General features: G+C 42.9%; 5 protein-coding genes. All 5 read right to left on the bottom strand.

The window, feature by feature from the left end:
* Positions 1 to 167 precede the first annotated feature (167 nt).
* Entirely contained in the window at positions 168 to 1,367 is a 1,200-nt protein-coding gene (locus tag JK188_RS16200; RefSeq protein ID WP_211887932.1) for an MFS transporter, read from the bottom strand.
* Between the two features lie 143 nt (positions 1,368 to 1,510).
* Positions 1,511 to 2,482, bottom strand: a complete 972-nt coding sequence (nrdF, locus tag JK188_RS16205; protein ID WP_132494204.1) for a class 1b ribonucleoside-diphosphate reductase subunit beta — start codon at positions 2,480 to 2,482, stop codon at positions 1,511 to 1,513.
* Positions 2,483 to 2,495: 13 nt separating this feature from the next.
* Positions 2,496 to 4,643 carry a class 1b ribonucleoside-diphosphate reductase subunit alpha gene (gene nrdE / locus JK188_RS16210; RefSeq protein WP_211887933.1) on the bottom strand — a complete coding sequence of 716 codons (2,148 nt, stop codon included), beginning with the start codon at positions 4,641 to 4,643 and terminating at the stop codon, positions 2,496 to 2,498.
* Entirely contained in the window at positions 4,636 to 5,064 is a 429-nt protein-coding gene (gene nrdI / locus JK188_RS16215; RefSeq protein ID WP_036947711.1) for a class Ib ribonucleoside-diphosphate reductase assembly flavoprotein NrdI, read from the bottom strand. Before nrdI ends, nrdE begins: the two co-directional genes overlap by 8 nt.
* A gap of 11 nt (positions 5,065 to 5,075) precedes the next feature.
* On the bottom strand, positions 5,076 to 5,303 hold the full coding sequence (nrdH, locus tag JK188_RS16220) for a glutaredoxin-like protein NrdH (protein ID WP_036947709.1): 228 nt from the start codon (positions 5,301 to 5,303) through the stop codon (positions 5,076 to 5,078).
* Positions 5,304 to 5,421: the final 118 nt, after the last annotated feature.

A 5,421-nucleotide genomic window follows, 5' to 3' on the forward strand; every position in this document is an offset into this window, starting at 1 on the left:
AACCAATTATTTATCATTGTTAGCTATTTAACATGATGATTATTATCACAGAGATATAATAATAGGTTAAATAATGGACGCATGAATAATAGATGAGATATTAAATGAGCGGTAAGTTCTATAGCAGCCAAATAGATGACTGCTATAGATATAAATGAATGAAGGGATTACTGTTCAGAGGTAATAATTGGATCGAATCGAGCACCAATTGCCCAAATGATTAAACTGATACCGGTGATAACAACGCCTGAAATCGCTACGCCCATCCAACCTGCATGTTCATAAGCATAACCTGAAAGTAATGAACCTAGTGCTCCGCCAATAAAATAACTGGTCATATAGCCGGCAGTTAAGCGATTTCGTGCTTCAGGCATAATACGATAAAGCGTGCTTTGGTTAGTCACGTGAACACCTTGGATGGCAAGGTCAAGCACTAAGATGCCGATAATAAAAGCGATCAGTGAATATTTTGCCAGACCGATTGGGACCCACGAGAGCAACAATAGAATTAGTCCAAGGGTAGTGACTAATTTGCCTTTACCTTTATCCACTAAGCGTCCTGCTTGGGTTGCCATTAATGCGCCAGCTGCACCAACCAAACCAAATAACCCGATAGTACCCTCAGAATAATTAAACGGTGGGCTGGCTAATAAGAATGCCATCGCGGTCCATAATAGCGCAAAGTTCGCGAAAGTGAGGGCGCCAAGCAGTGCGCGAGTTGCTAAGACTGGCGTAGTAAAAAACAGACGTCCGATGGAGCCAATGAGTTGAAAATAGTTAAGATCCGTTTTTTGGTGATAACGCGGTAATTTAAGCGCCAAAATTAGGATCAGGAACATCATTAATCCAAAGGCAACCCAGTAAATAGCTCGCCAACCGCCTATCATTGCTACGCCACCGGAGATAGTGCGAGCGAGTAAGATCCCAAGAAGTAACCCACTCATAATAGTGCCCACTGCTTTGCCTCGTTGATGAGGCTTTGCAATAGAAGCTGCCATAGGAACCAGAACTTGGGCGACAACGGAGAATAGCCCTGTGAGGGCGGTACCGAGAAGAATTTGCCAAATATTGTCAGAAAGCGCGGTGATTAATAAACCACTGGCTGACAATGTGGTCATCACGATGATCAATTTTTTGCGTTCAAAAAGATCACCAAGAGGAACAAGGAAGAGTAATCCAACGGCGTAACCTAATTGTGCGGCGGTCACAATAAAGCCCGCCATGTTGGTTGTTAGGTTGAATTGGAGAGCGATAGTGTCTAGCAGGGGCTGTGCGTAATAGTTACTGGCAACGACCAGCCCAGTGGCGATGGCCATTAAGAGCGTTAAGCCCGTAGTCAGTTCCGCTTGTGGTGTTTTCATGCTCATTATGCTTCGGATATGAATGTTATTTTATGATCTGTGGGTAGGCATCAAGCCTATCCCACTATGACCGTTTATAGTATTAATGATTTAAGTGATTTTATTATTTTTTTCAAAAGATTGATGCGAGATATTTTTGTTGATGTTATTCAAAAAAGCCAATCATCATCTTCAGTACTGACTGCTTTACCAATCACATAGGATGAACCTGAACCTGAGAAAAAGTCATGATTTTCGTTGGCATCAGGCGAAAGCGCCGATAAAATCTCTGGGCTAACTTGGGTTATTGAGTCAGGGAAAAGTGCTTCATAGCCCAAATTCATCAAAGCTTTATTTGCATTATAGTGAAGGAAGCTTTTCACATCTTCACTCCAGCCAACGCCATCATACAGCTCTTGGGTGTACTTGATTTCATTTTCATATAAATCAAACAAGAGCGAAAAAGTGAAATCCTTAATTTCATTGCGTTCTTGTTCAGAATAATGGGCAAGGGCTTTCTGAAATTTATAGCCAATATAGTAACCATGAATAGCTTCATCGCGGATGATCAGACGAATTAAATCGGCGGTATTGGTGAGTTTTCCTCGGCTTGACCAGTACATTGGTAAGTAAAAACCCGAGTAAAACAAAAATGATTCTAAAAAGACGCTGGCGACTTTTTTCTTCAGTGGATGTTCATCACAGTAGTAAGACAAAATAATTTTGGCTTTATTTTGCAATGCGCTGTTTTCTTCACTCCAACGATAGGCTTCATCAACATCGACAGTGGAACACAGTGTTGAAAAAATCGAGCTGTAAGAGCGTGCATGCACCGCTTCCATAAAGCTGATATTGGAGAGAACCGCTTCTTCGTGAGGCGTTTGAGCATCTCCCATCAAACACGGTGCGCCAACGGTATTTTGGATGGTATCCAACAAGGTTAATCCCGTAAAAACGCGGATGGTGAGTTGCTGTTCGGCAGGTGTCAGCGTGTTCCAAGAAACCGTATCGTTGGATAGTGGAATTTTTTCAGGAAGCCAAAAATTACTGGTCAATCGATTCCACACTTCGAGATCTTTATCATCCTGGATGCGGTTCCAGTTTATTGCTTGAACAGGGCGATTGAGCGTGCTGGTGGTCATTATCTTTTTCCTTTTACAGTGAGCAGGAGACGCAGCCTTCGACTTCGGTGCCTTCAAGTGCTGTCTGACGTAATCGAATGTAATACAAGGTTTTGATCCCTTTTCGCCATGCGTATATTTGGGCTTTATTGATATCACGGGTGGTGGCATTGCCATCGAAAAATAGGGTTAGTGATAAACCTTGGTCGACGTGTTGGGTGGCTTCGGCATAGGTATCAATAATTTTCTCAGGACCAATCTGATAAGCATCTTGGTAGTATTTGAGATTCTCATTGGTCATAAAAGGGGCTGGGTAGTAAACACGCCCAATCTTACCTTCTTTACGAATTTCGATAGGCGCGACCACGGGGTGAATACTGGAGGTAGCATTATTGATATAAGAGATAGACCCCGTAGGCGGAATAGCTTGCAAGTTTTGATTATAAATTCCATGTGCCATCACGGACTGTTTTAATGTCTGCCAGTCCGTTTGTGTTGGTATTTCGATGCCCGAACGTCGGAATAATTCCTGCACGGTTTGGGTCTTTGGTGACCATGTTTTGTTGATATATTTATCAAAATACTCGCCACTGGCGTAGGTGGACATTTCAAAACCATCAAAAGCTTGTTGGCGTTCGATAGCTAATTGGTTCGAGGTTTTTAAGGCATGGTATGCCACGGTGTAAAAGTAGATATTGGTAAAATCTAACCCTTCTTCAGAACCATAATGAATATGTTCACGAGCTAAGAAACCATGTAAATTCATTTGCCCTAAGCCAATGGCGTGGGATTGTTGGTTACCTTTGGCTATGGATGGAACTGAGCGAATATTGCTCATATCAGAAACGGCAGTTAAGGCGCGAACGGCAGTATCAATTGAGCGTGCAAAATCAGGAGAATCCATGGTTTTGGCGATGTTCATGGAGCCTAAATTACAGCTAATATCTTTACCAATATATTGGTAGCTTAAATCTTCTTCATAAAGGCTAGGTTGGTTTACCTGTAAAATCTCAGAGCACAAGTTACTCATATTGATTCGGCCTGCAATCGGATTGGCGCGGTTAGCCGTATCCTCAAACAAAATGTAGGGATAGCCAGATTCAAATTGAATTTCGGCGATAGTCTGGAAAAACTCTCGCGCATTAATTTTGAATTTCTTGATGGCTTTGTTATTCACCATTTCATGATATTTTTCTGTCACGCTGATTTCCGACATCGGTACCCCATAGACTTTTTGGATGTCATAGGGGGAAAACAGGTACATGTCTTCATTGTTTTTAGCGAGCTGGAAAGTGATATCGGGGATCACGACCCCAAGTGAAAGCGTTTTAATTCGAATTTTTTCATCCGCATTTTCCCGTTTAGTATCTAAAAATCGCAGGATATCGGGGTGATGAGCATGAAGATACACTGCGCCTGCACCTTGTCTTGCTCCTAGCTGATTGGCATAGGAAAAGGCATCTTCCAGCATTTTCATTACCGGAACCACGCCAGACGATTGGTTTTCTATCTGTTTAATCGGTGCGCCTTGTTCGCGCAAATTACTCATCAAGAAAGCGACACCACCTCCGCGCTTGGACAGTTGCAGGGCTGAGTTCACGGAGCGCCCTATGGACTCCATATTGTCTTCTATACGTAGTAAAAAGCAGGAAATAAGCTCGCCTCGTTGCTTTTTACCACCGTTAAGAAATGTGGGAGTGGCAGGTTGAAAACGTCCGCTAATGATTTCGTCCACTAAGAGAGTCGCAAGGGATTTTGAGCCCTGCGCCAAAGCCAGTGCAACCATACAAACGCGGTCTTCATAGCGTTCAAGATAGCGCTCACCATCGAAGGTTTTTAGGGTGTAACTGGTGTAATATTTAAAGGCGCCCAAAAAGGTTTGGAAGCGAAATTTGTGGGCGTAGGCTTGTTTAAAAAGCTGTTTAATAAATGGGAAATCGTATTGAGCGAGCACCTCTTCTTCGTAGTAATTTTCATTGACTAAGAAATCGAGTTTTTCTTTTAAATCGTGAAAAAAGACCGTGTTTTGATTTACATGCTGGCGGAAATAGAGGTGAGCAGCTTGTTTGTCTTTATCCAACTGTAAACGACCTACACTATCATAAAGATTAAGCATCGCATTGAGCGCGTGGTAGTCCGCATTGCGATTGTTATTTAGGTGACTGTGCTGTGGGTTATCCATTGATCTGCTCCTTTGTGTGAGCCCAGAATGTTTTTAATCCATGTTTTACAGATTGCACATCGCGCTCTGTGCCTAATAATTCAAATCGGTAGAGGAAGGGAATTGCGCATTTTTGAGCGACAATGTTGCCGGCAATGGCATAAGCCTCACCAAAGTTGGTATTACCCGCAGCGATGACACCGCGAATTAACGCACGGTTTGCCTCGATATTGAGAAAGTGCACCACTTCTTTAGGCACAGCGCCATGAGCGGTTCCACCGCCATAGGTCGGCAGCAACAGCACATAGGGTTGTGAGGCGAAAAGTACATTTTCAGGTAGATGGCCAATGGGAATACGAGTGGCTGGCAGCTGTAATTTTTCGACGAATCGATGGCAATTACCTGAGCGACTCGAGAAATAAATTAGCGGTTGAGTGGTCATTTCAACCTCTCTTACTCAATCAGTGCATTGATTTTATCGGGGCGGAAGCCTGACCAATGCTGCTCTCCTACAATGACGACAGGAAGCTGCTGATAGCCTAGTTTTCTTATGAACTCAATGGCTTGGTTATCTTCAGAAAGGTCGATAATGGTGTACGGTAATTGCTTGCGCTCGAACGCTTGGTAGGTTGCATTACACTGGACGCAGTTGGGTTTACTATAAATGGTAATCTCAGTCATTTTTTTCACCTTAACATTTTCAGAACGTGGTAGTTACGTAATGGTGGTGTGTTGAAGATGAGTTGATCCTATATATAGGCGTAAAATATTTCAACCATACAATATATAGTGCTGTCTC

Source organism: Providencia sp. JGM181, from assembly GCF_018257375.1.
Lineage (GTDB): Bacteria > Pseudomonadota > Gammaproteobacteria > Enterobacterales > Enterobacteriaceae > Providencia > Providencia lanzhouensis.

Excerpts from the sequence above, each read along its gene's own strand:
- JK188_RS16200 (WP_211887932.1), bottom strand. The coding sequence starts at position 1,367 with ATGAGCATGAAAACACCACAAGCGGAACTGACTACGGGCTTAACGCTC.
- nrdI (WP_036947711.1), bottom strand. The coding sequence starts at position 5,064 with ATGACCACTCAACCGCTAATTTATTTCTCGAGTCGCTCAGGTAATTGC.
- nrdE (WP_211887933.1), bottom strand. The coding sequence starts at position 4,643 with ATGGATAACCCACAGCACAGTCACCTAAATAACAATCGCAATGCGGAC.
- nrdH (WP_036947709.1), bottom strand. The coding sequence starts at position 5,303 with ATGACTGAGATTACCATTTATAGTAAACCCAACTGCGTCCAGTGTAAT.
- nrdF (WP_132494204.1), bottom strand. The coding sequence starts at position 2,482 with ATGACCACCAGCACGCTCAATCGCCCTGTTCAAGCAATAAACTGGAAC.